Source organism: Pseudomonas sp. GZD-209, from assembly GCF_049310485.1.
In the GTDB taxonomy this organism is placed as follows: domain Bacteria; phylum Pseudomonadota; class Gammaproteobacteria; order Pseudomonadales; family Pseudomonadaceae; genus Aquipseudomonas; species Aquipseudomonas sichuanensis.
Window position 1 is genome coordinate 1 of record NZ_JBMOWQ010000096.1, and the last position, 24,891, is coordinate 24,891.

At 64.8% G+C, this 24,891-nt stretch carries 22 protein-coding genes; 10 read left to right on the forward strand and 12 right to left on the reverse strand.

Features of this window, described 5'->3' with window-relative positions:
* Positions 1 to 116 precede the first annotated feature (116 nt).
* The 4 genes from pqqC to ACO6VM_RS12390 are packed head-to-tail and all read left to right on the forward strand — an operon-like array spanning position 117 to position 4,053.
* Positions 117 to 872 (forward strand): pyrroloquinoline-quinone synthase PqqC, encoded by a 756-nt coding sequence (gene pqqC / locus ACO6VM_RS12375; protein WP_422403335.1) that lies wholly within the window; start codon positions 117 to 119, stop codon positions 870 to 872.
* On the forward strand, positions 869 to 1,144 hold the full coding sequence (pqqD, locus tag ACO6VM_RS12380; RefSeq protein ID WP_110994308.1) for a pyrroloquinoline quinone biosynthesis peptide chaperone PqqD: 276 nt from the start codon (positions 869 to 871) through the stop codon (positions 1,142 to 1,144). Before pqqC ends, pqqD begins: the two co-directional genes overlap by 4 nt.
* Positions 1,116 to 2,264 carry a pyrroloquinoline quinone biosynthesis protein PqqE gene (gene pqqE, locus ACO6VM_RS12385; RefSeq protein ID WP_401057624.1) on the forward strand — a complete coding sequence of 383 codons (1,149 nt, stop codon included), beginning with the start codon at positions 1,116 to 1,118 and terminating at the stop codon, positions 2,262 to 2,264. Before pqqD ends, pqqE begins: the two co-directional genes overlap by 29 nt.
* Positions 2,230 to 4,053: an alpha/beta hydrolase family protein gene (locus ACO6VM_RS12390; RefSeq protein ID WP_422403336.1), complete on the forward strand. Its 1,824-nt coding sequence runs from the start codon at positions 2,230 to 2,232 to the stop codon at positions 4,051 to 4,053. The genes pqqE and ACO6VM_RS12390 overlap by 35 nt, the downstream gene beginning before the upstream one ends.
* A 121-nt stretch (positions 4,054 to 4,174) precedes the next feature.
* Here the strand turns inward: ACO6VM_RS12390 and ACO6VM_RS12395 are convergent, their stop codons facing one another.
* A complete protein-coding gene (locus ACO6VM_RS12395; RefSeq protein WP_003177654.1) occupies positions 4,175 to 4,333 on the reverse strand; it encodes a YqaE/Pmp3 family membrane protein in 159 nt (52 codons plus the stop codon).
* A gap of 165 nt (positions 4,334 to 4,498) precedes the next feature.
* Complete coding sequence (locus tag ACO6VM_RS12400; RefSeq protein ID WP_422403337.1) at positions 4,499 to 5,776, reverse strand: aspartate aminotransferase family protein; 1,278 nt, start codon at positions 5,774 to 5,776, stop codon at positions 4,499 to 4,501.
* A gap of 210 nt (positions 5,777 to 5,986) precedes the next feature.
* Here ACO6VM_RS12400 and ACO6VM_RS12405 point away from each other — a divergent pair, with 210 nt between their 5' ends.
* Entirely contained in the window at positions 5,987 to 6,910 is a 924-nt protein-coding gene (locus ACO6VM_RS12405; protein WP_401057621.1) for a LysR family transcriptional regulator, read from the forward strand.
* A 397-nt stretch (positions 6,911 to 7,307) separates the two neighbouring features.
* Here the strand turns inward: ACO6VM_RS12405 and ACO6VM_RS12410 are convergent, their stop codons facing one another.
* From ACO6VM_RS12410 to bioB, 9 genes are all read right to left on the reverse strand, one after another.
* Positions 7,308 to 9,086: an acyl-CoA dehydrogenase C-terminal domain-containing protein gene (locus tag ACO6VM_RS12410; RefSeq protein ID WP_401057620.1), complete on the reverse strand. Its 1,779-nt coding sequence runs from the start codon at positions 9,084 to 9,086 to the stop codon at positions 7,308 to 7,310.
* A 123-nt stretch (positions 9,087 to 9,209) separates the two neighbouring features.
* Positions 9,210 to 10,493, reverse strand: coding sequence for a GGDEF domain-containing protein (locus tag ACO6VM_RS12415; protein ID WP_401057619.1), 1,284 nt, complete (start codon positions 10,491 to 10,493; stop codon positions 9,210 to 9,212).
* 311 nt (positions 10,494 to 10,804) lie between these two features.
* Entirely contained in the window at positions 10,805 to 12,610 is a 1,806-nt protein-coding gene (locus ACO6VM_RS12420) for a phenylacyl-CoA dehydrogenase (RefSeq protein ID WP_422403338.1), read from the reverse strand.
* A gap of 280 nt (positions 12,611 to 12,890) precedes the next feature.
* Positions 12,891 to 13,187 (reverse strand): pyrroloquinoline quinone biosynthesis protein PqqE, encoded by a 297-nt coding sequence (locus tag ACO6VM_RS12425; protein ID WP_125462323.1) that lies wholly within the window; start codon positions 13,185 to 13,187, stop codon positions 12,891 to 12,893.
* 131 nt (positions 13,188 to 13,318) lie between these two features.
* Positions 13,319 to 13,999 carry a dethiobiotin synthase gene (bioD, locus tag ACO6VM_RS12430; protein ID WP_422403339.1) on the reverse strand — a complete coding sequence of 227 codons (681 nt, stop codon included), beginning with the start codon at positions 13,997 to 13,999 and terminating at the stop codon, positions 13,319 to 13,321.
* A 1-nt stretch (position 14,000) separates the two neighbouring features.
* Positions 14,001 to 14,825, reverse strand: a complete 825-nt coding sequence (gene bioC / locus ACO6VM_RS12435) for a malonyl-ACP O-methyltransferase BioC (RefSeq protein ID WP_401057616.1) — start codon at positions 14,823 to 14,825, stop codon at positions 14,001 to 14,003.
* Positions 14,818 to 15,549, reverse strand: coding sequence for an alpha/beta fold hydrolase (locus ACO6VM_RS12440; protein ID WP_125462320.1), 732 nt, complete (start codon positions 15,547 to 15,549; stop codon positions 14,818 to 14,820). The genes bioC and ACO6VM_RS12440 overlap by 8 nt, the downstream gene beginning before the upstream one ends.
* On the reverse strand, positions 15,542 to 16,714 hold the full coding sequence (gene bioF, locus ACO6VM_RS12445; protein ID WP_422403340.1) for an 8-amino-7-oxononanoate synthase: 1,173 nt from the start codon (positions 16,712 to 16,714) through the stop codon (positions 15,542 to 15,544). The genes ACO6VM_RS12440 and bioF overlap by 8 nt, the downstream gene beginning before the upstream one ends.
* A gap of 2 nt (positions 16,715 to 16,716) precedes the next feature.
* Positions 16,717 to 17,775: a biotin synthase BioB gene (gene bioB / locus ACO6VM_RS12450; protein WP_153786023.1), complete on the reverse strand. Its 1,059-nt coding sequence runs from the start codon at positions 17,773 to 17,775 to the stop codon at positions 16,717 to 16,719.
* Positions 17,776 to 17,864: 89 nt separating this feature from the next.
* On the opposite strand from bioB, the gene ACO6VM_RS12455 reads away from it, so the two are divergent.
* The 4 genes from ACO6VM_RS12455 (at position 17,865) to rarD (ending at position 21,420) form a co-directional block, all read left to right on the forward strand.
* A complete protein-coding gene (locus ACO6VM_RS12455) occupies positions 17,865 to 18,602 on the forward strand; it encodes a ComF family protein (protein ID WP_401057614.1) in 738 nt (245 codons plus the stop codon).
* 57 nt (positions 18,603 to 18,659) lie between these two features.
* Positions 18,660 to 19,424: a TOBE domain-containing protein gene (locus ACO6VM_RS12460; protein ID WP_258644172.1), complete on the forward strand. Its 765-nt coding sequence runs from the start codon at positions 18,660 to 18,662 to the stop codon at positions 19,422 to 19,424.
* A gap of 69 nt (positions 19,425 to 19,493) precedes the next feature.
* Entirely contained in the window at positions 19,494 to 20,468 is a 975-nt protein-coding gene (locus ACO6VM_RS12465; RefSeq protein WP_323830170.1) for a serine/threonine protein kinase, read from the forward strand.
* Positions 20,469 to 20,532: 64 nt separating this feature from the next.
* On the forward strand, positions 20,533 to 21,420 hold the full coding sequence (gene rarD / locus ACO6VM_RS12470) for an EamA family transporter RarD (RefSeq protein ID WP_110994325.1): 888 nt from the start codon (positions 20,533 to 20,535) through the stop codon (positions 21,418 to 21,420).
* Positions 21,421 to 21,666: 246 nt separating this feature from the next.
* On the opposite strand, the gene ACO6VM_RS12475 is transcribed toward rarD, so the two are convergent.
* A complete protein-coding gene (locus ACO6VM_RS12475; protein ID WP_125462313.1) occupies positions 21,667 to 22,185 on the reverse strand; it encodes a glycine cleavage system protein R in 519 nt (172 codons plus the stop codon).
* Between the two features lie 459 nt (positions 22,186 to 22,644).
* Between ACO6VM_RS12475 and ACO6VM_RS12480 the strand changes: the two genes are divergently transcribed.
* Positions 22,645 to 24,822: a malate synthase G gene (locus ACO6VM_RS12480; protein WP_422403341.1), complete on the forward strand. Its 2,178-nt coding sequence runs from the start codon at positions 22,645 to 22,647 to the stop codon at positions 24,820 to 24,822.
* Positions 24,823 to 24,891: the final 69 nt, after the last annotated feature.

The following is a 24,891-nucleotide window of genomic DNA, read 5'->3' on the forward strand; positions in this document are numbered from 1 at the left end:
TGGGAGCGGGCTTGCCCCGCGATGGACGGCGCCGGCCTGACCCGTAATCGCGGGGCAAGCCCGCTCCCACGGTACGACGAATCAAGCCGCGAAACCGCATTACAGGAGTCCGCCAGATGAGCGACGCAACGCCACTGTCCCCTGCCGAATTCGAGCAGGCCCTGCGCGCCAAGGGCGCCTATTACCACATCCATCACCCGTTTCACGTGGCGATGTACCAGGGCCGCGCCAGCCGCGAGCAGATCCAGGGCTGGGTGGCCAACCGCTTCTATTACCAGGTCAACATCCCGATGAAGGATGCGGCGATCCTGGCCAACTGCCCGGACCGCGAAGTGCGCCGCGAGTGGATCCAGCGCCTGCTCGACCATGACGGCGCCCCAGGCGAGGACGGCGGCATCGAGGCCTGGCTGCGCCTGGGCCAGGCCGTGGGCCTGGACCCGGACCAGTTGCGCAGCCAGGAGCTGGTGCTGCCCGGCGTGCGCTTTGCCGTCGACGCCTACGTCAACTTCGCCCGCCGCGCCAGCTGGCAGGAGGCCGCCAGCAGCTCGCTGACCGAACTGTTCGCCCCGCAGATCCACCAGTCGCGGCTGGACAGCTGGCCGCAGCACTACCCCTGGATCGACCCGGCCGGCTATGAGTACTTCCGCACCCGCCTGGGCCAGGCCCGCCGCGATGTGGAACACGGCCTGGCGATTACCCTGCAGCACTACACCACCCGTGCCGGGCAGGAGCGCATGCTTCAGATCCTGCAGTTCAAGCTGGATATCCTCTGGAGCATGCTCGACGCCATGAGCATGGCCTATGAACTGAACCGCCCGCCCTATCACAGCGTCACGGCTGAACGGGTCTGGCACAAGGGGATCGCCCTATGAGCTTCAATCGTGAACAGGTGCCCGCCTGGCGCCCCGGCTACCGTTTCCAGTACGAGCCGGCGCAGAAGGGCCATGTGCTGCTGTACCCCGAAGGCATGATCAAGCTCAACGACAGCGCCGGCCTGATCGGCGGGCTGGTCGATGGCCAACGCAGCGTTGCGGCGATCATCAGCGAGCTTGAGCAGCAGTTCCCCGGTGTGCCCGAAGTCGCCGACGATATCGAGCAATTCATGGAGGTGGCCCGTGCCGAACACTGGATCACCCTCGCCTGAGGTGCCGGTCGGCCTGCCCTTGTGGCTGCTGGCCGAGCTCACCTACCGCTGCCCGTTGCAGTGCCCGTACTGCTCCAACCCGCTGGATTTCGCCGAGCAGGGCAAGGAGCTGACGACCGAGCAGTGGTTCAAGGTGATGGCCGAAGCCCGCGAGATGGGCGCTGCGCAAATCGGTTTTTCCGGCGGCGAGCCGCTGGTGCGCCAGGACCTCGCCGAACTGATCGGTGAAGCCCGGCGCCTGGGTTACTACACCAACCTGATCACCTCCGGCATCGGCCTGACCGAGCAGAAGATTGCCGCCTTCAAGCAGGCCGGGCTGGACCATATCCAGATCAGCTTCCAGGCCAGCGACGAGCAGGTGAACAACCTGCTGGCCGGCTCGAAGAAGGCGTTCGCGCAGAAACTGGCGATGGCCCGGGCAGTGAAGGCCCACGGCTACCCGATGGTGCTCAACTTCGTCACCCACCGGCACAACATCGACAAGATCGACCGCATCATCGAGCTGTGCATCGCCCTGGAAGCCGACTTCGTCGAACTCGCCACCTGCCAGTTCTACGGCTGGGCGCAGCTCAACCGCCTGGGCCTGCTGCCAACCCGTGAGCAGCTGGAGCGCGCCGAGCGCATCACCAACGAATACCGCGCCAGGCTCAAGGCCGAAGGCCACCCCTGCAAGCTGATCTTCGTCACCCCGGACTACTACGAAGAGCGCCCCAAAGCCTGCATGAACGGCTGGGGCAGCCTGTTCCTGACCATCACCCCCGACGGCACCGCCCTGCCCTGCCATGGCGCGCGCCAGTTGCCGGTGCAGTTCCCCAATGTGCGCGAGCATGACCTGCACCACATCTGGTACGACTCGTTCGGTTTCAACCGCTTCCGCGGTTATGAGTGGATGCCCGAACCCTGCCGCTCGTGCGACGAAAAGGAAAAGGACTTCGGCGGCTGCCGCTGCCAGGCGTTCATGCTCACCGGCGATGCCAGCAAGGCCGACCCTGTGTGCGGCAAATCGCCGGACCACGGCATCATCCTCAAGGCCCGCGAGGAGGCCGAGCACGCCACCCTTGCCATCGAAGAGCTGACCTTCCGCAATGAGCGCAACTCCCATGTCATCGCCCGCGGCTGAGTTCAGTGCCGCACAGGCAGTAGCCGCCGGCACCGATTTCGCCGAGCTCAAGGCCGGTGAGCAGGGCTTGTTCTGGAATGAGTTCCGCCCAGCCGACGGCGCTTGCCGTATCTGGCACTGGCGCGACCAACAGGCCCACTGCCTCACCCCCGATGGTTTCAGTGTGCGCAGCCGGGTGTACGAGTATGGTGGCGGCAGCTTCTGCCTCGCGGGTGATGGCCTGGCGTTCGTCAACGAGAACGATCAACAGGTCTATTTCCAGGCGCTCGATGGCACGCCACCTCACAGGCTGACCCAGCACACCGATTGCCGTTACGGCGACCTGTTGTGGCACGCGGGTGAAGTGCTGGCGATCGAGGAGCGCCATGGCAGCCACGTCGAGCACCGCTTGGTTGCCGTTGCCGAAGGCCGGCGCGATGTGCTCGCCGAAGGGGCCGACTTCTATGCCACACCGGCCATCAGCGCCGATGGCTGCCGCCTGGCCTGGATTGAATGGGACCGCCCGCATCAGCCTTGGACCGTCACCCGCTTGATGTGTCGCGAGCGCGATGTCAGCGGTGCGTGGGGGGCGCCACACTGCATCGCTGGGGGCACAGAGTCCCTGCAACAACCGCGCTTCGATGCCCAGGGCCGCTTGTACTGCCTGTCTGACCTCGACGGCTACTGGCAGCCCTGGGGCGAGGTCGATGGGCACTGGCAGCGCCTGCCCTCGGCAAGCGCCGACCACGCCGCGGCTCCCTGGCAGCTGGGGCCCTGCACCTGGCTGGCGCTTGGCCCGCAAAGCTACCTGGCCAGCTGGTTCGAGGACGGCTTCGGCCAGCTCGGGCTACGCAGCAACACGGGCGAGATGGCGCGTTACGCCAGCGCCTATACACGCTTTCGCAGCCTGGCCATGGATGCCGGGCATGTCTACGCCATCGCCGCGTCGCCGATCAGCCCGCCGGCTGTGATTGCCATCGACCGCAGCAACCATGACGTCCAGGTACTGGCAGGCGGCGCGCAGGTACTGCCCGCCGCGCATATCAGCACCCCGCAGCCGATCCGCTATGCCAGCGGCGATGGCGTGGCCCACGGCTTCTTCTACCCCGCCATGGCCGGTGGCACACCGTCGCCACTGTTGGTGTTCATCCACGGCGGCCCGACCTCGGCCTGCTACCCGGTGCTCGACCCGCGTATCCAGTACTGGACCCAACGCGGTTTCGCCGTCGCCGACCTCAACTACCGCGGCAGCAGCGGCTATGGCCGTGCCTACCGCCAGGCACTGCATCTGCGCTGGGGCGAGAGCGACGTGGAGGATGCCTGCGCCGCCGTCGCCCACCTCGCCTCACGGGGCCTGATCGAGCCGAGCCAGGCCTTCATCCGCGGCGGCAGCGCCGGGGGCTATACCACCTTGTGCGCCTTGGCGTTCCATGAGGTCTTCCGTGCCGGTGCCAGCCTTTATGGCGTCAGCGACCCTGAGGCACTTGGCCGTGCAACCCACAAGTTCGAGGGCGATTATCTCGACTGGTTGATCGGCGACCCGCTGCGCGATGCCGAACGTTATCGCCAGCGCACGCCGCTGCTGCACGCCGGACGGATCAAGGTGCCGGTGGTGTTCTTCCAGGGCGAGCTGGACGCGGTGGTGGTACCGGAGCAGACCCGCAGCATGCTCGACGCCCTCACGGCCAACGGCATCGAGGCCGAGGGGCACTTCTATCCCGGCGAGCGGCATGGGTTCCGCCAGGCGGCGAATCTGGCGCATGCGCTGGAGGAGGAGTGGAAGTTCTATTGCCGGGTTTTGCACCGGTAGATGGATGGGACTGCCTTGCAGCCCTTTCGCCGGCAAGCCGGCTCCCACCTGAGCGCGCCGAACTCAAGACCTGCACTTTGCCTGTGGGAGCCGGCTTGCCGGCGATGAGGCCACCCGGGCATCAACGCTTGGCGATGATGTACACCGCATGCACGATGCCCGGAATGTACCCCAGCAAGGTCAGCAGGATGTTCAGCCAGAATGCCCCACCGAAACCCACCTGGAGGAACACCCCCAGTGGCGGCAGAAGGATGGCGATGATGATGCGAATGAAATCCATGCGAAACGCTCCTTGAAGGGTTTCAACAAAGACTAGCTGCACCGCGCAGTGGTTCCATCACAGAACGCCAGGCAAAAAAAAACGCCCCGAGCCAAACACTACAGGCCAAGGGCGATGCGCAGAAACGCGAGACGGTTCGTTGAATTCGTTACGCCGGGTGGCCGCTCAGGCCGACACTTCGCGGCGGTTGGCTTGCTGGGTGTGCACACGGGCAAAGGCACGGGCCAGGCGCAAGAGCATCTCGTCGATGTTGCCCTTGCTCACGGTCAGGGCCGGCGAGAAACGCACCACATCGGCCTGCGGGGCATTGAGTAGCAGCCCTTCATGCAGCGCGGCCTCGACCAAGGCTGCGGCAGCGTCATCGCGCAACTGCAGGCCCCACAGCAGGCCCTGGCCGCGCACCTCCCCCTGGCCATAGCGCCCGGCCAGGCGGCTGAGGCCGTCGCGCAGGTGCCGGCCGCTGTCCTGCACCTGCTCGCAGAACCCCGGCTCCAGCACGGTCTGCAACACCGCAAGCCCAGCGGCGGTCATCAGTGCGTTGCCGTGGTGGCTGCCTTCCAGCTCGCCGGGGGCGGCGCAGCAGGCCGAACCACGGGCCAGTAACGCCGCCAGTGGCACACCGCCGCCCAGGCCCTTGCCCAGGGTGACGATGTCGGCCCGCACGCCGTAGGTGTGTTCCGCCAACAAGGCACCGCAACGTCCTACGCCGGTTTGCACCTCGTCGAGGATCAGCAGGATGCCCAGTTCACGGCACAGCTGCTCGACACCCTTGAGGTATTCACGGGTGGCCGGGATCACCCCGGCCTCACCCTGGATCGGTTCGAGCATGATCGCCACGGTGCGCGAGTCCACCGCCGCATGCAGCGCGGCCAGGTCGTTGAACGGCACCTTGCTGAAACCCGGCAGCCCCGGCTCGCAGCGGTTGCACGGCAACGGGTCGGAGGCCGACAGCGCACCCAGGCTTCGCCCGTGGCAGCCCTGGCTGGCGGTAATGATGTGGTAGGCGCCGTTACGGTGCAGCTGGCCCCACTTGCGCGCCAGCTTGATCGCCCCTTCACAGGCCTCGGCGCCGCTGTTGAGCAGGTAGGCCTGGTCACTGCCGGTGCTCTGGCACAGGAGCTCGACCAGCCTGAGAAGGCTGCGGCTGTGGTAGCCCGCGCCCGGGTTGATCAATGCCTGGGCCTGGCTGCCCAACGCCTTGACCAGCACGCTCGGGCTATGGCCGAGGCTGTTGACCGCGCCGCCCTGGGTGAAGTCCAGGTAGGCATGCCCTTCACTGTCCCACAGCCAGGAACCCTGGCCGCGCACGAACACCTGCGCCGCACGTTCGCTGCCGGGCATCAGCCGTTCGCGCGATAGCTGCGCCGAGGCAGGCTCGGGCGCCGGAACAGGCTTGGGCGCTGCCACGACAGGGGCCGGGCGGCGCAGGTTGAACAGGTTCATCAGGGCTCCAGCCATTCACGGTCGGCGGCGGTCAAGGCCTCCGGTCGAATGCCGGATTTGATATTTTGCCTTGCCTATCAAAAGTGTTTTTCATCCGGGGTAACAATCGCCTCGATGATCGCTGTAACCCACTGGAATACGGCGATAGACTAGGCCTCGGGGCGCTTCGGGGCCATTTGGTTTTTTCAGCTTTTTCGATAAGTATCACTTATGGATTTTCGCCAACTGCGTTATTTCGTCGCGGTGTATGAAGAAGGCCATGTGGGCCGCGCCGCCGAACGCCTGTCACTCTCCCAGCCGGCGCTGTCGCAACAGATCCGTCAGCTGGAGCACAGCCTCGACCTGAGCCTGTTCGAGCGCAGCAACAAACGCCTGCTGCCAACCCTGGCCGCCCACACCCTGTACAACCACGCCCTGCCCCTGCTCGATGGCCTGCAGCGGGCCCACGAGGCCATGCGCAACTTCAAGGGCCAGTCGCTGCGTACCCTGGCCATCGGCGTGCTGCAGACCGTGCGGCCAAGCCTGGTGCCGCAGCTGCTGGAACGCGTGCGCAAGGCTCAGCCGCACCTTGTGGTGCAGATATATGAACTGTCGGGGCTGGAAATCGAGCGACGCTTGCTCAACGGTAACCTGGATATCGGGATCAGCTACCTGCCACCGCGCCAACCGGGGCTGCACGGCTTGTTGCTGTATGAGGACGAGTTGCAGCTGGTCATCCCCAATACCCACCCCTTGAAAGACTTCAAGAAGGTCTCGCTGCACCAGGCGGCCGAACTGCCGATGCTGATGCTGGGTGAAGAGTTCCAGATCCGCCAGATCTGGAAGGCGCAACTGGCCAACCTGGGCCGCAGGCCGCAGGTACAGGCAGAGATGAACAACATGGCGGGGATTCTCGACAGCTTGGCGCACACGGCGCTGGCCACCGTCCTGCCAGGGCGGGCCAAAGAGGCTGCCGAGGATGACCAGGCACTGCTGTGGAAGCCCTTGAGCGAGCCGCGGGTACCGCTGAAGGTCGGCCTGGTATTTCGCGATGCCCAGCGCCAGCAGGCGTCTGTGGAGCTGCTGCGCACCCTGCTGGAAGCAGAGACCGACGCGCGCCAGCTGGGCGTATCACCGCTGGACGTGCTCGGCTGAAAAATACGCGCACAAAGAAAACCCCGCCGAAGCGAGGTTTCCTAGACTGTTTCCCTGTGACATCCCTATCTCCCCACCGTCCTGGCAGGATCCTTTCGTGTCCCTGTTTGTCCATTGCGCTTCCTGCGCTACGTCCATGTAAGAAAGAGTAACCGTGGATCCAATCTTAGGAAAGGGGCGAAAAGTCACCACGTCATGTAAGCCAAAGCTTACAACAGGGTTCATGGGTAAACGGCGAGGCCAGCAGGGGCTTGATGCTTGCAGCTTTCCGATCAATCCCACGCCACCACGACAATATTCCTACAAGCAGGGCCACGATAATCGCGCCCCTGCGTAAGCGCTGCCGATTGACGCTCCGGACGGACTGGAGTGGGCGGCAGGGCAGCCCACAGATTGATCAGAACTGTTCAGCGTCCAGCAGATAGAGCGAATCGCTCCCCGCCTTCACCGAAGCCACCAACGAATGCACCCGTGGCAACAGCCGCGCGAAGTAGAACCGTGCGGTGCCGAGCTTGGCCCCATAGAAGTCGGCATCGCCCTCGCCCGCCTTGGCCGCACGGGCCATCAGTGCCCACATGTAGGCATAGGCGACGTAACCGAACGCGTGCAGGTACTCCACCGACGCCGCACCGATCTCGTTAGGGTTGCCCTTGGCCTTGTCCAGCACCCAGGCCGTCAGTTCGTCGAGCTGGTCGAGAGAGGCCGCCAGCGGCTTGGTGAACTCACTCAACTCGCTGCCAGCGGTGGCGACAAACTGGCGGATCTCGTCGGCAAACAGCTGGTAGTAGGCGCCGCCGCTGGCCACCACCTTGCGACCGACCAGGTCCAGGGCCTGGATGCCATTGGTGCCTTCGTAGATCTGGGTGATGCGCACATCACGTACCAGTTGCTCCTGGCCCCACTCACGGATATAGCCGTGGCCACCGAACACCTGCTGGCCGTGCACGGTGCACTCCAGGCCCAGGTCGGTGAGGAAAGCCTTGGCCACTGGCGTCAGCAGGGCCACCAGTTCTTCGCTGCGCTTGCGGGTCGCGGCGTCTTCGCTGTACTTGGCGCTGTCGAGTTGCAGCGCCACGTAGCTCGAGAAGGCCCGGCCACCCTCGATCAGCGCCTTCATGGTCAGCAGCATGCGCCGCACGTCCGGGTGGACGATGATCGGGTCGGCGGCCTTGTCCTTGGCCTGCGGGCCGGTTGGTGCGCGGCTCTGCAGGCGGTCGCGGGCGTACTCGACGGCGTTCTGGTACGAGCGCTCGGCCGAGGCCAGGCCCTGGATGCCAACACCCAGGCGCTCGTAGTTCATCATGGTGAACATGGCGGCCAGGCCCTTGTTCGGTTCACCCACGATATAGCCGACTGCCTCGTCGAAGTTCATCACGCAGGTGGCCGAGGCCTGGATACCCATCTTGTGCTCGATCGAGCCGCAGTTGGCCGGGTTGCGCGCACCGAGGCTGCCGTCTTCGTTGACCAGGAACTTGGGCACCAGGAACAGCGAAATACCCTTGGGGCCGGCCGGGGCGTCCGGCAGCTTGGCCAGCACCAGATGGATGATGTTCTCGGTGAGGTCGTGCTCGCCCCCGGTGATGAAGATCTTGGTGCCGCTGACCTTGTAGCTGCCGTCGGCCTGCGGTTCGGCCTTGGTGCGGATGATGCCCAGGTCGGTACCGGCGTGGGGCTCGGTCAGGCACATGGAACCGGCCCAGACACCGGCGTACATGTTTGGCAGGTATTTTTCCTTCAGCGCCTCACTGGCGTGGGCGTTGATCGACAGGCAGGCACCGGCGGTGAGCATCGGGTACAGGCCGAACGCCAGGCTCGAGGCGTTGACCATCTCTTCGACCTGGGCGGAAATCGCCTTGGGCATGCCCATGCCGCCGAACTGCGGATCGCCACCCACGCCCACCCAGCCACCTTCGGCAAAGGTCTGGTAGGCCTCGATGAAGCCTGCCGGGGTGCGCACTGCGCCGTTGTCCCAGTGGCAGCCTTCTTCGTCGGCGGCACGGCTCAACGGGGCAATGGTCTTGCTGGTGACCTTGCCGGCCTCCTCCAGCACGGCCATGGCGGTGTCGGCATCGACCGTCTCGGCCAGGGCGGGCAGCTGCGACCAGAGTGCGGCCACGTCGAAGACTTCATTGAGAACGAAGCGCATATCGCGCAGGGGCGCTTTATATTCAGCCATGACAACCTCTCGCTATAAGGCTCGGGGCGGTCCGACGGGACCGCGGCACTGGGTTGTAGCCAGTGTAACCGAACAACTTTTTCGAGACATAGGGTCATCATGCGACCGAATAGTCAGCCATGGTCACGCCATTCGAATGGCACCGCGCTGTGATTGCTGGCCGAAGGTCATCACGCAGTTACGCCCCGCGCCCTTGGCGCTGTACAGGGCCTGGTCCGCGGACTTGAGCACTTGCTCGGGGTTGCGATGCTCAAGCTGGCGCTCGGCGATACCGATGCTGATGGTGACCGAAACCGTACTGCTACCGCTCCCAGCACGGCGCTGTCGGCCGGCGCCATCGTCCTGTGGGCGGTTGCTCTGGTCGCGCAGCTGGATGGCGTAGTTGGCGATCATCTCGCGCACCGCCTCCAGGTGCGGCAGGCATTCCTCGGCAGTCTTGCCGGCGAACACCAGGGCAAACTCCTCGCCGCCATAGCGGTAGGCGCGGCCACCGCCGGTGACTTTGGACAGGCGGCTGGCCACCAGGCGCAGAACCTGGTCACCGACGTCATGGCCATGGGTGTCGTTGAATTTCTTGAAGTGGTCGACGTCGCTCATGGCGATCACGTAGTTGCGCCCCAGCCGCTGCATGCGCTCGTTCAATGCGCGGCGCCCCGGCAGGCCGGTCAGTTCGTCGCGGAAGGCCATCTGATAGGCCTCGTGGGAGACGGCTGCAGCGATCATCAGCATCACCTGGCTGCACATGATGTTCAGGGTGAACGGCAGGATGAAGGTCTTGGGCAGCATCCAGAAGATACCGATCAGCCCGATGACCTGTGCCGCATGCAAGGGCCGGGGCTCACGCAGGTACTGCACCACCAGCAGGATGAACACGGCGATGAACATCGGATAGGCCAACTGGATAAGGCTCATCCACTGGCCATGCAGCGACGGCCAGCGGATCTCCGCCAGCCAGCCCAACAGGGCCTCGGGGAAGCTCTGCTCCAGCGCCAGCGCCACGCTGCCGACAGCAAACAGCACGGCAAAGCGGGCGAGCATGTCCTGGGCCAGGTGGGTGCGTTCCTGCCAGGCCGCGTACAGACCGAACAACGCCGGGAGCAGCAGGCAGACCAGGTGGAAGATCACCGCAGCATCCTCGCGCACCCGGCCATTGTCGCGGTAGAAATCGGTCTGGGTGTCGAGCAGGAAATAGGCGATGTATACCGTGACCATCAGGAACAGCTCGCGCTGCCGGCGATACACCGCGCAATAGGCCCCGCCCAGCAGCAGGACCAAGGTGGGCAGCACATTGAACAGCGATGTGAAGAAGACACTCAGGTCCCTCACATAGGCCGCGGCAAGGCCCGACAGCAAAAGAATCAGCGAAGGCAGGAAGTGGCTCGCGCGTACAGCGGATAGACGAAACAAGGGTAATCTCCGACCCGGCAGATCAATAATGGCATTGTGCCCCTACTTCATCCACTGTGCACCTGAATAGATGAAATTTTGACGTCGGGTTAACGGCAGGTAGGCGTGCATGCTTGAGGCACACTCGTTACTGGATGCGACATCTCTGCAGACTTTTCCCTTCTTTTTGCAAGAAGGGGCTTGCTCCGCGATCACCCTGGAGATGTCTGAACCCCTGCCTGGCGGACCACTGCCACTTGGCCAGCTGAATCGACGGACGAAAAAAAACCGCCTGCCGATAACGGCAGGCGGTTTTGCTACAGCCGGCGGGCTTAGTAGGACAGACCGAAATCTTCTTCCTTCATCGCCATCAGGTTGTCGGCACCGGACAGGATCGCCGCGACATGCGTGCGGGTGCGCGGCAGGATGCGCTGGAAGTAGAAGCGCGCAGTCTGCAGCTTGGCGTTGTAGAACGCCTCTTCGCTGGTGCCGGCAGCCAGCTTCTCGGCGGCCAGGCGAGCGATGTCGGCCCAGAAGTAAGCCAGGCAGGCATAGCCGGAATACATCAGGTAATCCACCGAAGCGGCACCGACTTCCTCGCGATCCTTCATCGCCGCCATGCCGATCTTCATGGTCAGCTCGCCCCACTCCTTGTTGATCGCGGCCAGCGGCTCGACGAACGCCTTGGTAGCTTCGTTGCCTTCCTGCGACTGGCAGAACTTGTGAACGATCTTGGTGAAGCCTTTGAGCGCCTCGCCCTGGGTCATCAGTACCTTGCGGCCGAGCAGGTCGAGGGCCTGGATGCCGGTGGTGCCTTCGTACAGCATGGAAATGCGGCTGTCGCGCACGTTCTGCTCCATGCCCCACTCGGCGATGAAGCCGTGGCCACCGTAGATCTGCACACCGTGGTTGGCGGCTTCGAAGCCGACTTCGGTCATGAAGGCCTTGGCGATCGGGGTGAGGAAGGCCAGCAGTGCGTCGGCCTTTTTCTTGGCCTCTTCATCCTGGCTGTACTTGACGATATCCACCTGCTGGGCGGTGAAGTAGACCATCGCACGGTTACCTTCGGCGAAGGCCTTCATGGTCAGCAGCATGCGGCGCACGTCGGGGTGGACGATGATCGGGTCGGCCGCCTTTTCAGGCGCTTTCGGGCCGGTCAGGGAGCGCATCTGCAGGCGATCGCGGGCGTACTTCAGGCCGCCCTGGAACGCCACTTCAGCGTGGGCCAGGCCTTGCAGTGCGGTGCCCAGGCGTGCGGTGTTCATGAAGGTGAACATGCAGTTCAGGCCCTTGTTGGCTGGGCCGATCAGGTAGCCGGTGGCGCTGTCGAAGTTCATCACGCAGGTGGCGTTGCCGTGGATGCCCATCTTGTGCTCGAGCGAGCCGCAGCTCACGCCGTTGCGCTCACCGACGCCGCCTTCGGCGTTTGGCAGGAACTTGGGCACGATGAACAGCGAAATGCCTTTGGTGCCGGCAGGTGCATCGGGCAGGCGAGCCAGGACGATATGGACGATGTTGTCGGCCATGTCGTGTTCACCGGCGGAGATGAAGATCTTGGTGCCGGACACCTTGTAGCTGCCGTCGGCCTGAGGCTCGGCCTTGGTGCGCAGCATGCCCAGGTCGGTACCGCAGTGCGGTTCGGTCAGGCACATGGTGCCGGTCCACTCGCCGGACACCAGCTTGGTCAGGTAGGTGTGCTGCTGCTCGGGGGTGCCGTGCTCGGAGATGGTGTTCATCGCGCCGTGGGACAGGCCTGGGTACATGCCCCACGACCAGTTCGACTCACCGACCATCTCGCTCAGGGCCAGGCCCAGCGACTCAGGCAGGCCCTGGCCGCCATGCTCGACGTCATGGGCCAGGCTCGGCCAGCCGCCTTCGACGAATTGCTCGTAGGCTTCCTTGAAACCGGTCGGGGTTTTCACGCCCGACTCGCTCCAGGTGCAGCCTTCCAGGTCACCGACACGGTTCAGCGGGGCCAATACCTGCTCACAGAATTTCGCGCCTTCTTCAAGAATCGCGTCCACCATGTCTGGCGTGGCGTCCTGGCAGGCCGGCAGGCTCGCATAGTGCGCCTCATAGCCAAGCAGTTCGTCGCGGACGAAGCGGATATCACGCAAGGGAGCTTTGTAATCAGGCATTGCGATGAACCTCTGTGATGAGTTCTCTGGGGAGACCGCTGACACCGACCAATGCTTGGCGGCTATCGATCAAACAGTTGTTTGAAACTTACGTTTAGGTGGCTGCGATGTCAAGGAAGGCTCAGTGCCATTTATGCCGCCCAACATGACATTTACGCCACAACCCTCTAAACGCATCGCGGGGGGGGGACACTCCCCCCAAACGCCACCCGGGGGGGAGGGGGGGGAGGGGGTGGGGGGGTGTTCTCCCCCCGCGATGTTGCTGAATGTGAGGTGACGATCAGGCGTAGGTGTCGATGAACCGACCGAGCATTTCGTCCGAGGCCTTGGCGACTTTGACGCCCAGTTCGACTTCCTGCTTGCCCAGCGCCAGTTGCACGGTGCTGGTGGCCAGGTCCATCTGCTGGCTGCGGTCGACGCCACGCAGGCGCTCGGCCTGGTAGTCGGTGGACTGGCTGGTGTTGCCACGCTCGACGGCGCCACTGGCGATCTGCTGGGCGGCCTGGTCGACACGGTTCTGCCCGTTCTGGATGGCCCCCAGGCCTGCGTAGAAGGCGGAGCTTGCGTTGATTTCCATGTCAGGACTCCGTGACGCTGGGTAATGAACAGGGCTTATTAAAGCAGGCCAGCCGGAAAAAGGCCCGTTTAAATCCCTAATAGCCTAGTGCCAGCCAATAGACCGGATCATGCCGTCATCCGGCAGGCCGTCTAGTCCAGCAGATCCAGCTGCAGATGCGCGGCCACCGCATCCGCACTCGCCTGCTTGAGCCATGGCACCCGCCCCAGGCAAGGCGCGGGCAGCCGCTCGGCCAGGCTGGAAAGGTTATCTTCCAACCGCGATGTCCGTGGGTCGACGATGTTCGCCACCCAACCGGCCAGTTGCAGGCCATCGCGGGCAATCGCCTCGGCACTGAGCAGGGCGTGGTTGATACACCCGAGGCGCACGCCAACCACCAGGATCACCGGCAGCTTCAGGGCAATCGCCAGGTCCGACAGGTTGGCGTGGTCCGAAAGCGGCACGCGCCATCCCCCGGCACCTTCGATCAGGGTGAAATCGGCATGCTGTGCCAGCACATGGTGCATGGCTTCCAGCAACGTCGGCACACTCAGCGCTACCCCGGCTTCGCGCGCGGCAACATGAGGCGCGATGGCCGGCTCGAAGGCGAAAGGATTGACCTCCTCATAAGGCAGCTTGATCGAGCTTTCATCGATAAGCGCCAGGGCATCGCTGTTGCGCAACCCCTTGGGGGTGACCACACAACCGGACGCCACCGGCTTGGCTGCCAGGGTACTCAAGCCATGCTGTCGCGCCGCATGCAGCAGGCCGGCGGCGATGGTGGTCTTGCCAACGTCAGTGTCGGTGCCGGCGATGAAATAGGCCTGGCTCATGTTACTGCCCCTCTGCCGCAGATTGACGCAGCACACCATAGACCACCTGGTAGGTGGCTGGCAGCCCCTGGGGCTGACGGAACTGCTCGTAAGCCTGCAGCAGCCCCTGCATCCGCGCCCGCCCGGTGAGCCCGCCAGGGCGCCCAGGGTTGAGGTTGTGCGCGCCAAGGGCCTTGAGTTCGTGGGTCAGGCTGCGCACGTCCGGGTAGTGCAGCACATGGGCGCGGCGCTCCAGCCCGAGCAGTTCCAGGCCGCTGCCCGCGCACAGGCGCTGGTAGTCCTCGAAGTGGCGGAAGCGGTTGACGTGGACCATGCCGTCTACCGCCTGCCAGCTGGCGCGTAGCTCGTCGAGCGTACCGACACACAGGCTGCTGAACGCCATCACACCGCCCGGGCGCAACACCCGCCCGGCCTCGCTCAAGATACTGCCGAACTGGCCACACCACTGCACCGCCAGGCTGCTGAACAGCAGGTCGACACTGCCATCGGCCAGCGGCAGGCGCTCGGCATCACCCGCCACGTGATACTGCGCACCACCTTGCTCACGGGCATGGCGCAGCATGCCCTCGGCGATATCCATGGCCACGCCGCTGGCACTGGCGAAACGCGTCGCCAACAGCCGGCTGAAGTGCCCCGTGCCGCTGCCCAGGTCAAGCCAGCGCTCAGGCGCCAGGTCGTCCGGCAGTTTGTCCAGCAAGGTCGCCCCCACCGCACGCTGCAAGGCCGCGACACTGTCGTAGCTGGCGGCGGCACGGGAGAACGAAGCCGCCACCTGGCGTTTGTCTGGCAGGCCGCCGGGCAGGCTCGGCTGGGAAAGGTCAGTCATCGCCACTCTCATGCAAAAAACTCTTGATGCCCGCCGCCAGCTCCTGCGGATATTCCAGCAGGAAGGCGTGGGAACTGTCTTCGACCAGGCCGACTTCCACGTCCGGCAACAACTCGCTCAACGCCTTGGCCGCCTCCGCCGGAACCAACGCGTCACTGCCGGCAAACAGATGCAGTTGTGGGCCGCCGTACTGCTCCAGTGCCGCGCGGGTATCCAGCTTGGCCAACACTTCCAGGCCGGTGGCCAGGTACAACGGGTCGGTATCGGGTACGCCCACCCCCAACTGACGCAACAGGGTGCGCGGCTGCAGCGCGCCGTCGCTGCACAGGGTGCGGAAGCGCTTGAGAGTGACCTGCGTATGGCTGCGGCAGCCATCGAGGAAGGTGCCAAAGGTGTCCGCCGCCATCCCATGGGGCCAGTCCGGCCGGGCGACGAAACTGGGATTGCTGGCCAGGGTGAGCAGCCCGCAGCAGTGGTCGCCACGCTTGTGGGCCAAGGCGCTGGCAAGCATGCCACCCAGCGACCAGCCACCCAGCCAGGCATCGGTCGGCAACTGCCGGTCGAGGTGTTCGACCCAGGCCTGCACGTCGCTGTGGGGCAGCTCCGGCAGCGGCATCAGTTCTACCTGCAAGCGCAGGTCCTGGGCACGCAGGCTGGCGGCCAGCGGTTCCAGTGACGCGGTACCCAGCCCCCAGCCGGGCAGAAGGATCAAACGGTTACGCATCGGCGGCCTCCAGCGGCGGATAACACTCGGCCAATGCATTCAACAATAGCTGGACCTGCGCCTCACTGTGGGCGGCGCTCAGCGTCACCCGCAGCCGCGCGCTGCCGGCGGGTACGGTGGGTGGGCGAATAGCCGTCACCAGCAGGCCACGCTCGCGCAGCCGGCGCGACAACGCCATCGCCCGGGCGGCATCACCGATCAGGATCGGCTGGATCGCCGTGTGACTGTCCATCAGCTTGAGGCCGATCTGCTCGGCGCCCTCGCGGAACTGGCGGATCAACGCCGCCAGGTGCTCGCGCCGCCAGGTTTCCCGGCGCAGCAACTCCAGCGCCTTGAGCGTGGCGCAGGCCAGCGCCGGTGGCTGGCTGGTGGTGTAGATGTAGGGGCGGGCGAATTGCACCAGCGCCTCGATCAGCTCCTCGCTGCCCGCGACGAAGGCGCCCGCCGTGCCACAGGCTTTGCCCAGCGTGCCGATCAACACCGGCACATCCTCGATGCCCAGCCCGAAGTGCTCGACGATACCGCCACCCTTGGCACCCAAGGTACCCAGGCCATGGGCATCGTCGACCATCAGCCAGGCACCGCGGGCGCGGGTGACTTCAGCCAGGGCCGGCAGGTCGGCGCAGTCGCCATCCATGCTGAACACGCCATCGGTGACCACCAGCGTATTGCCGGTGGCCTTGCCCAGACGGCTGGCCAGGCTGGCCGGATCGTTATGCAGGTAACGGCTGAAACGCGCCCCGCTGAGCAGCCCGCCATCGAGCAACGAGGCATGGTTGAGGCGGTCCTGCAACACCGTGTCGCCCTGCCCCACCAGCGCGGTGATGGCGCCAAGGTTGGCCATGTAGCCGGTGGAGAACAACAGCGCCCGCGGGCGCCCAGTCAATTCGGCCAGTGCCTCCTCGACCTGGTGGTGCGGTGTGCTGTGGCCGATCACCAGGTGCGAGGCGCCGCCGCCGACACCCCAGCGCTCGGCGCCGTCGCACCAGGCCTTGATCACCTCGGGGTGGTTGGCAAGGCCCAGGTAGTCGTTGCTGCAGAAGGCCAGCAGCGGCTGGCCATCGACCACCACCTGCGGCCCCTGCGGGCTCTGCAGCAGTGGCCGCTGACGGTAAAGGTCCGCGGCACGCCGTTCGGCCAGCCGCGCGGCGAGGTCGAAGGCCATGCTCAGGCCGAGGCAGCGTCGTAGAACAGTGCGCTGTTGCGCTGCTCGACCACTGCCTGTTCGATGGCGGCCTGATGCACTTCGTCGGCGTGCTCTTCGCGGGCTTCGGGCTTGATGCCAAGGCGGGCGAACAGCTGCATGTCCTTGTCGGCCTGCGGGTTGGCGGTGGTCAGCAGTTTTTCGCCGTAGAAGATCGAGTTGGCGCCAGCCATGAAGGCCAGGGCCTGCATCTGCTCGTTCATCTGTTCACGGCCGGCGGACAAGCGCACGTGGGACTTGGGCATGAGGATGCGGGCCACGGCCAGCATGCGGATGAAATCGAACGGGTCGACATCTTCCTCTTCAGCCAACGGCGTGCCGGCGACCTTGACCAGCATGTTGATCGGCACCGATTCCGGGTGCTCAGGCAGGTTGGCCAGCTGGATCAGCAGGCCTGCGCGGTCGTCCAGCGACTCGCCCATGCCGAGGATGCCGCCGGAGCAGATCTTCATGCCGGCATCACGCACGTAGGCCAGGGTCTGCAGGCGCTCGCTGTAGGTACGGGTGGTGATGATGCTGCCGTAGAACTCCGGCGAGGTGTCGAGGTTGTGGTTGTAGTAGTCCAGGCCGGCCTGGGCCAGGGCCTGGGTCTGCTCCTGGTCGAGCTTGCCGAGGGTCATGCAGGTTTCCAGGCCCATGGCCTTGACCCCTTTGACCATCTCCAGCACGTAGGGCATGTCCTTGGCCGACGGGTGCTTCCACGCAGCGCCCATGCAGAACCGGGTGGAGCCGATGGCCTTGGCCCGGGCGGCTTCTTCCAGCACCTTCTGCACTTCCATCAGCTTCTGTTTTTCCAGCCCGGTGTTGTAGTGGCCGGACTGCGGGCAGTACTTGCAGTCTTCCGGGCAGGCGCCAGTCTTGATCGACAGCAAGGTCGATACCTGTACGCGGTTGGGGTCGAAGTGTGCGCGATGCATGGTCTGCGCCTGGAACAGCAGGTCGTTGAACGGCTGCTGGAACAGCGCCTTGACCTCGGCCAGGGACCAGTCGTGACGTGTGGTTGCAATTGTGCTGGCGCTCATCGGCGTTTCCTTATCTATGGTCTGACTGACGCCGGGACAGGAAAGCCCGCCAGCGCATCACGGATAGCCCGCATATTTACGGAAGGACCATGGACTGTCAACCAAACATAAAAGCACTGGTTTACAAGTGTATAAATATTGATCAGTACTGTTTGCTCTGCGACGAACCCGCGCAACAGCCCTGGCCACTGTGCATGGCCTGCGAAAGCGAACTGCCCTGGCTCCACGAACAGTGCCGCCGCTGCGGGCTGCCACTGCCGATGGACGGCTTCACCTGCGCCAGCTGCCGCCGCCGCGCACCGGCGTTCCACCAGGTCGTTGCGTTGTGGCATTACGGCTTTCCGGTCGACAGCCTGATCAGCCGCTTCAAGCACAACAGCCAGTGGCCGATGGGCCTCCTGATGGCGCAGCTGCTAGGCCAGGCCCTGGAACATCGCTTCAACGAACACCTGCCACGGCCTGATCGCTTGTTGCCCGTCCCCCTGGCCAGCCGCCGCCTGCGCCAACGCGGCTTCAACCAGGCGGCGATGCTGGCCCGCTGGCTGGCCACGCAACTGCAACTGCCCTGCGACGAACAGCTGCTCGAACGCACACGCGACACCCAGGCCCAGCAGGCCCTGGGGGCCAAGGCCCGGCGGCGCAACCTGCGCCAGGCCTTCGCCCTCGCCCCGGGCGCTGAAGTCGAAGGCCTGCACCTGGCGGTAATCGATGATGTGCTGACCACCGGCGCCACCGCCCAGGCCATCGCCAGCCTGTTGCGCAAACAGGGCGCCCGGCGTGTCGACATCTATTGCCTGGCGCGCACGCCAAGGCCCGATCAGGCTTGACTTGACCGGGTGCGGGCGGCAACGTCGCGGGATCTTCCGCACAACCGAACCCCGCCCATGTCCCTGCCCGCCCTGCTCACCCAGCACATCGCCCGCCGCCCGCAGCGCATTGCCCTGCTGCAGCATGTGGCCGAACAAGGCTCGATCACCCGCGCCGCCAAGGCCGCCGGCATCAGTTACAAGGCCGCCTGGGACGCCATCGACGAGCTCAACAACCTCGCCGACCAGCCGCTGGTCGAGCGCAGCACGGGCGGCCGTGGTGGCGGCGGCGCACGGCTATCCGCCGAGGGCGAACGCGTGCTGCGCCTGTACCAGCGCCTGCAAGCCTTGCAGACACAGATGCTCGAAGCCGCAGAGCACAGCAGCGACCTCGACTTGCTCGGGCGTCTGATGCTGCGCACCAGTGCCCGCAACCAGTTGCAGGGGCGGATCAGCGGCCTGCGCCGCGAAGGCCGGCATGACCGTATCAGCCTGACCCTCGGCGGCGGGCTGGAGATTGAAGCCTTGATCACCCGTGGCAGTACCGAACGGCTCGAGCTGACCCTGGGCGCCACGGTGCTGGCGCTGCTCAAAGCGGGTTGGCTGCAGTTGCTGGGCGCCGATGAGCAGGCCGAGCACGGCAGCAATTGCCTCAAGGCCACGGTCGAGGAAGTCCTGGCCGATGACGGCGAGCAACGCGAAGTGCGCCTGGTATTGGGCAACGGCCAGACCCTGTGCGCGATCGCCGAGCAGCCATGGCTGGAGCAGCATCAGGTACGGGCAGGCTGCGAGATCCGCGTGCAGTTCCATCCCTCCTATGTACTGCTGGGCGTACCGGTATAGCGCAGCCCGCGGTTGCCGCGAGGAATGCGCTACCATGCGCCCACGCTGTCCCCGCGCCTGGAGCCCTGTATGTCCCACCCCTTCGACACCCTCACCCCCGACCTCGTGCTCGATGCCGTGGAAAGCCTGGGCTTTCTCAGCGATGCCCGTGTCCTGGCACTGAACAGCTACGAAAACCGGGTCTACCAGGTGGGCATCGAGGACGCGCAGCCGCTGATCGCCAAGTTCTATCGCCCGGGGCGCTGGAGCGACGCGGCCATTCTCGAAGAGCATGCCTATAGCGCCGAACTGGCCGACTGCGAGGTGCCGGTGGTAGCGCCGCTGCAGCACGAAGGCCGTTCGCTGTTCGAGCACCAGGGCTTTCGCTTTGCCCTGTTCCCTCGCCGCGGCGGGCATGCGCCCGAGCCGGGCAACCTAGACCAGCTCTACCGCCTCGGCCAACTGCTCGGCCGCCTGCACGCGGTCGGCGCCACCCGCCCCTTCGAACACCGCGAACAACTGGCTGTGGACAACTTTGGCCACGCCTCCCTGCGCACCCTGCTCGAAGGCAATTTTGTCCCCCGCGAGTTGCTGCCGGCTTTCGAATCCGTGGCCCGTGACCTGCTCAAGCGCGTCGAGGACATCTACGCACGTACCCCGCACAAGCTGATCCGCCTGCACGGTGACCTGCACCCCGGCAACCTGATGCACCGCGACGAGGTTTACCACGTCGTCGATCTCGACGACTGCCGCATGGGCCCGGCGGTACAAGACCTGTGGATGATGCTCGCCGGCAGCCGCGAAGAGCGCCTCGGCCAGCTGGCCGAACTGATCGACGGCTACAACGAGTTCCACGATTTCGACCCGCGCGAACTGGCCCTGATCGAGCCCCTGCGCGCCCTGCGCCAGCTGCACTACAGCGCCTGGCTTGCGCGGCGCTGGGACGACCCGGCGTTCCCGCCGAGCTTCCCCTGGTTCGGCCAGCCGCGTTACTGGGGCGACCAGATCCTCGCGCTGCGCGAGCAGATGGCTGCGCTGGATGAACAACCGCTGAAATTGTTCTAGATGAGCTGCGTGCTCTGTCTACAATAGGCGTCGCGTTATTTAGCTACCTAAGCAAGGATTCTGCATGCACGCCGCCAACCCGCGCCGCGGGTACATTCTGGGCCTCGGCGCCTACATCATCTGGGGCCTGTTCCCCCTGTACTTCAAAGCCATCCAGAGCGTCCCGGCGGTGGAAATCATCGTCCATCGGGTGCTGTGGTCGGCGCTGTTCGGCTCGTTGCTGCTCCTGGTGTGGAAACACCCCGGCTGGTGGCGCGAACTGCGTGACAACCCACGCCGCCTGGCCATCCTGGCCCTGAGCGGCACGCTGATCGCCGGTAACTGGCTGACTTACGTGTGGGCTGTGAACAACGGGCGCATGCTCGAGGCCAGCCTGGGCTACTACATCAACCCGCTGATCAACGTGCTGCTGGGCATGCTGCTGCTCGGCGAGCGCCTGCGCCGCCTGCAATGGCTGGCGGTAGGGCTGGCGGCATTGGGTGTGGCGCAGCAGGTGTGGCAGGTCGGCAGCCTGCCATGGGTGTCGCTGGCACTGGCGCTGTCGTTCGGCTTCTATGGCTTGATTCGTAAACAGGCGCCAGTGGCCGCGTTGCCAGGGCTGGTGGTGGAGACCTGGATGCTGGTGCCATTGGCCATCGGCTGGCTGTTGCTGCACCCCACCGCCAACAGCGCCAGCCTGGACTTCTTCAGCAGCAGCGAAGCGCTGTGGCTGATCGCCGCCGGCCCGGTGACCCTGGTGCCGTTGGTGTGCTTCAACGCCGCCGCCCGTCACTTGCCGTACACCACCCTGGGCTTCCTGCAGTACCTGGCGCCGACCCTGGTGCTGCTGCAGGCGGTGCTGCTGTTCGGCGAGCATTTGTCGTCCAGCACATTGATGGCCTTCGCCTGTATCTGGGCGGGCCTGGCCGTTTACAGCGTCGATGCCTGGCTCAGTTTGCGCAAGCGCGGCTGATCAAATAATGCTCAAACCCCTGCAGGGCACGCGGTGCGTGGCCTGCAGCAAGCGCTCCAGAGGTTATCCACACCCTCGTCCCCGTGGTTTGTGCACAAGCTACTGATTACTGGGTGTTTTTTGCTCAAATTGCGCCAGCCTGCACCGTTGTTGGGCTGTAGCGGTACGCCCCCAGGTTATCCACAGGAGCATCCCCGTCGAATCTGGATAAAGCTGGGGGCGCTTCGCAGCCCCGACCAACTCGCCTCACTCCTCCGGCCGCAACTTCAACTCCACCATCAGATCATCCGCCAGGCTCTCCAGCCGCTGCTGCAAATCATCCAGGGCCAAGGTCAACGGCAGCGCCAGCAGGGCGTCGGCATGGAACAGCGGTTCGCTGCTCATCGGCGCCGGCCGCACCTCGGTGCTCAAACGCTCGACATTGACCCCTTGCTCCGCCAGCAAACGGGTGATATCACGGACAATGCCCGGCCGATCGTTGCCCACCAGTTCCATGGCGATCGGCTTCCAGGTACACGACGGCTCGATGCCACTTTCGGCGATCAGCACGCGAATATCGTATTTCGACAATTTATTGAGCGACACGACCAGTTCGTCGTAGTTCTCTGCCGGCACCGCCACCCGCAGGATCCCGGCGAACTGCCCGGCCATGCGCGACATGCGGCTCTCCAGCCAGTTGCCGCTGTGATCGGCGATGCACTGGGCAATACGTTCGACCTGCCCGGCCTTGTCGGGGGCGATCACGGTGAGTACGAGATGGTCCACAGGCCACTCCTTCAGGTTCGGTCAGGGCCGTGTCAAACGGCCGAACAACAGGGACCGAATCAGTATAGGCAAGGCGCGGCAACCTGCCGCAGGACAGTCCTGCCGATCAATCGTGTACTGTTTCAAGATTTATCTGGAACAATCCACCTGTTTTTTGCGAACATACCCTCTCCCGGCGTGACCCTACGCGACTTATCGGTCACGCAGCGACGCTTTTAGTCTGATGTTTACCTGCCTGCTGCTTCATGTAGTATGCGTCGACGCGGACTACAAAGCGTCGTTTGGATGTCTGCCAAGGCGCCTGTGAAAATACGCGAGCCGCCCGCCAGCCAGTCTGGCGAGCCGCACCCAGCCGCGCTCGCCCGACGAGTGCATGCACTGGTGCCGTGTTTAGAGAAGCGCTACAGGCTTAATACAGAAGAGCGAAAGCGAAATAGCTGAGCAGAGGTGAGGCAAGCAATGACTGGATACGTTCAAGTCGGTGGCCTTCAGGTCGCCAAGGCCCTGTACGACTTCGTCAATAACGAAGCGATCCCTGGAACCGGCATCGAAGCCGAAAAGTTCTGGGCCGGGGCGGCAGAGATCATCAACGACCTCGCTCCCAAGAACAAAGCCCTGCTCGCCAAGCGCGACGAGCTGCAAGCCAAGATCGATGCCTGGCACCAGGCACGCAAAGGCCAGGCCCATGACGCCGTAGCCTACAAAGCATTCCTCCAGGAAATCGGCTACCTGCTGCCACAAGCAGACGATTTCCAGGCCACCACGCAAAACGTCGACGAAGAAATCGCCCACATGGCCGGCCCACAGCTGGTGGTGCCGGTGATGAACGCTCGCTTCGCCCTGAACGCCGCCAACGCCCGCTGGGGCTCGCTGTATGACGCGCTGTATGGCACCGACGTGATCAGCGATGAAGGCGGCGCCGAAAAGGGTCAGGGCTACAACAAGCTGCGTGGCAACAAAGTGATCGCCTTCGCCCGCGCCTTCCTCGACGAAGCCGCGCCACTGGCGGCCGGCTCCCACGTCGACTCCACCGCCTACCGCATCGAAGGCGGCAAGCTGGTGGTGGCACTCAAGGGCGGCAGCAACAGCGGCCTGCGTGACGACGCCCAACTGATCGGTTTCCACGGCGACGCCGCCGCACCGACCGCCGTGCTGCTCAAGCACAACGGCCTGCACTTCGAGATCCAGGTCGACGCCAGCACGCCGGTCGGCAGCACCGACGCCGCCGGCGTGAAAGACATCCTGATGGAGTCGGCGCTGACCACCATCATGGACTGCGAAGACTCGGTCGCCGCCGTCGACGCCGCTGACAAGGTGATCGTCTACCGCAACTGGCTGGGCCTGATGAAAGGCGACCTGGCCGAGAGCGTGAGCAAAGGCGGCAAGACCTTCACCCGCACCATGAACCCGGACCGCGAATACGCAGCCCCCAACGGCGGCAGCGTCACCCTACACGGCCGTTCGCTGCTGTTCGTGCGCAACGTGGGTCACCTGATGACCAACCCGGCGATCCTCGACGCCCAGGGCAACGAAATCCCCGAAGGCATCCAGGACGGCCTGTTCACCAACCTGATCGCCCTGCACAACCTCAACGGCAACACCAGCCGCAAGAACACCCGCAGCGGCAGCGTGTACATCGTCAAGCCGAAGATGCACGGCCCGGAAGAAGTGGCCTTCGCCGCCGAAATCTTCAGCCGCGTCGAAGACCTGCTGGGCATGAAGCGCAACACCGTCAAGGTCGGCATCATGGACGAGGAGCGCCGTACCACGGTCAACCTCAAGTCCTGCATCAAGGCCGCCGCCGAGCGCGTGGTGTTCATCAACACCGGCTTCCTCGACCGCACCGGTGACGAAATCCACACCTCCATGGAAGCCGGCGCCGTGGTGCGCAAGGGCGCCATGAAGAACGAGAAGTGGATCGGCGCCTACGAGAACAACAACGTCGACGTCGGCCTGGCCACCGGCCTGCAAGGCCGTGCGCAGATCGGCAAAGGCATGTGGGCCATGCCCGACCTGATGGCCGCGATGCTCGAGCAGAAGATCGCCCACCCGCTGGCCGGCGCCAACACCGCCTGGGTGCCATCGCCGACCGCCGCCACCCTGCACGCCCTGCACTACCACAAGGTCGACGTGCAGGCCCGTCAGCGCGAGCTGGCCCAGCGTACCCCGGCCTCGGTGGACGACATCCTGACCATCCCGCTGGCTGCCGACACCAACTGGTCGGCCGACGAGATCCGCAACGAGCTGGACAACAACGCCCAGGGTATCCTCGGCTACGTGGTGCGCTGGATCGACCACGGTGTGGGTTGCTCGAAGGTGCCGGACATCAACGACGTCGGCCTGATGGAAGACCGCGCCACCCTGCGCATCTCGGCCCAACTGCTGGCCAACTGGCTGCGCCATGGCGTGGTCACCCAGGAGCAGGTGCTGGAAAGCCTCAAGCGCATGGCCGCGGTGGTGGACAAGCAGAACGCCGGCGACGCCCAGTACCGCCCGATGGCGCCGAACTTCGATGACAACATCGCGTTCCAGGCGGCGATCGAGCTGGTGGTTGAAGGTGCCAAGCAGCCAAACGGCTACACCGAGCCAGTGCTGCACCGTCGTCGCCGCGAGTTCAAGGCGCGTAACGGGCTGTAATCAGCCAGCAACGCATCGGGGGGGGGGAACAACGCCCCCCCAGGGCGGCAAGGAGGGAGGGGGAGGACT